General features: G+C 69.2%; 1 protein-coding gene and 2 pseudogenes. 1 reads left to right on the top strand and 2 read right to left on the bottom strand.

Annotated features, from left to right (window positions below; all coding sequences use genetic code 11):
- Both IEY87_RS45270 and rsmI read right to left on the bottom strand, forming a co-directional pair.
- Positions 1–336 (bottom strand): annotated as a pseudogene (locus IEY87_RS45270) (phospholipid carrier-dependent glycosyltransferase); the annotation flags it as partial.
- 52 nt (positions 337–388) lie between these two features.
- The gene (gene rsmI, locus IEY87_RS45265; RefSeq protein ID WP_189145101.1) at positions 389–1,258 is read right to left on the bottom strand and encodes a 16S rRNA (cytidine(1402)-2'-O)-methyltransferase; all 870 of its coding nucleotides are present in this window, start codon (positions 1,256–1,258) and stop codon (positions 389–391) included.
- A 57-nt stretch (positions 1,259–1,315) separates the two neighbouring features.
- Here rsmI and IEY87_RS45260 point away from each other — a divergent pair.
- Positions 1,316–1,741: pseudogene (locus IEY87_RS45260) on the top strand (phospholipid carrier-dependent glycosyltransferase); the annotation flags it as partial.

Below are 1,741 nucleotides of genomic sequence, written 5' to 3'. Positions count from 1 at the left end.
GAACGGCGTCATCCCGAACAACCACTCACCCACCCCGATCATCCACTTACCCAACGGCGGATGAGCGACGAAGGAGGCGCACTCGGAGGCGCTCGGACAATCCTTGAAGATGTCCAGGTTGTCGGTGATCAGGCGCTTGTCGGCGATCGGGTTGTCGGCGTCGCCGAGCATGGCCCGCTCCGCGCCGTACTTGAGCAGCGCGTAGGCGTCCTTGGCGTAGTAGGTCTCGTCGAAGACGACGGCCTTGGGCTCCGCGAGCCGGACGAACCGGAGGATTCCGCCGAAGACGGCCACGGCCAGCGGGCCGATCCAGCCCCACAGCGCGCTTTCCTGCATCGCAGGGACAAGGCTCTGCCGTGAAACCCCCCAGTTCCTCACGATTTGCAGCCTATGGCGTTGCCGATCTTCTGTGAACTGCGTCGTAAAGTTCACGTTTCGGCATCCCAGCGCCCTTGGCCACGTCAGCGACGGCGGTCTTGGCCGGCTCACCCGCGGCCACCCGGCGGTCCACCTCGGCCACCAGCGCGCTCACGTCGAGCTCGCCCGCGCCGGCCACATGACCGGCGACCACGATGGTGATCTCGCCCTTGACGCCCTCGGCCGCCCACCCGGCCAGCTCACCGAGGCCGCCGCGCCTGACCTCCTCGTACGTCTTGGTCAGCTCGCGGCAGACGGCCGCCCGGCGATCGGCGCCGAACGCCTCGGCCATCGCCTCCAGGCAGGTGTGCAGCCGGTGCGGCGCCTCGAAGAACACCATCGTGCGCTCCTCCTGCGCCAGACCGGCCAGCCGGCGGGCCCGGTCGCCGGCCTTGCGCGGCGGGAAGCCCTCGAAGCAGAACCGGTCGCTGGGCAGCCCGGAGACGGCCAGCGCGGTGGTGACGGCGCTCGGCCCCGGCAGCGCGGTGACCGTGATGCCCGCCTCGACGGCCAGGTGGGTCAGCCGGTAGCCGGGGTCGGAGACGCCCGGCATGCCCGCGTCCGTGATCACCACCACCGTGCGCCCCTCCTTGAGCGCCTCGACCAGCTCCAGGGCCCGGCCGGCCTCGTTGGCGTCGTAGTAGGACACGACCCGCCCGCCGAGCTCCACGCCGAGTTCGTTCGCCAGCCTGCGCAGCCTCCTGGTGTCCTCGGCGGCCACCACGTCGGCGCTGGCCAGCACCTCCCTCAGCCTCGGCGAGACGTCGCCCGCCTGGCCTATAGGGGCTCCTGCCAGCACCAACCTGCCGTCGTTCGTCACCCGGCCATTGTGGCAGGCCATCCCCTTTACCCCGTGTTTCCTGGGTAACCACCGGCTTCAGCCCCGTACGATGTCCGAATGGCGGTGACCGATTTCCCGTACCAGACCTCTGGTGGGCCGAAGTCCGACCTGAGCGGTCCGCGCATGCCCTCGGTGCGCGACCGGATGGTCCCGCCGATGCGCGGGAGCAGGCTGTGGGGCTGGCTCGCCCCGCTGGTCGTGACCATTTTCGGCGGAATCATCCGCTTTATCGACCTCGGCCACCCCAAGGCCGTGGTCTTCGACGAGACCTACTACGCCAAGGACGGCTTCTCGCTGATCACCTGGCTCGTCGAGCGCACCCCGATCAAGGACGCCGACAAGGCGATCCTGGCCGGCAACACCGACATCTGGCAGCAGTGCACCCCCGCGAACGCCGGCGAGTGCACCGCCTACGTCGTCCATCCGCCGTTGGGTAAGTGGATGATCGGGGTGGGTGAGTGGTTGTTCGGGATGACGCCGTTC

The organism is Nonomuraea glycinis, assembly GCF_014646515.1.
GTDB lineage: Bacteria > Actinomycetota > Actinomycetes > Streptosporangiales > Streptosporangiaceae > Nonomuraea > Nonomuraea glycinis.
Note: the sequence above shows the minus strand (reverse complement) of the source record. Positions and strands in the feature narration are given on the sequence as shown.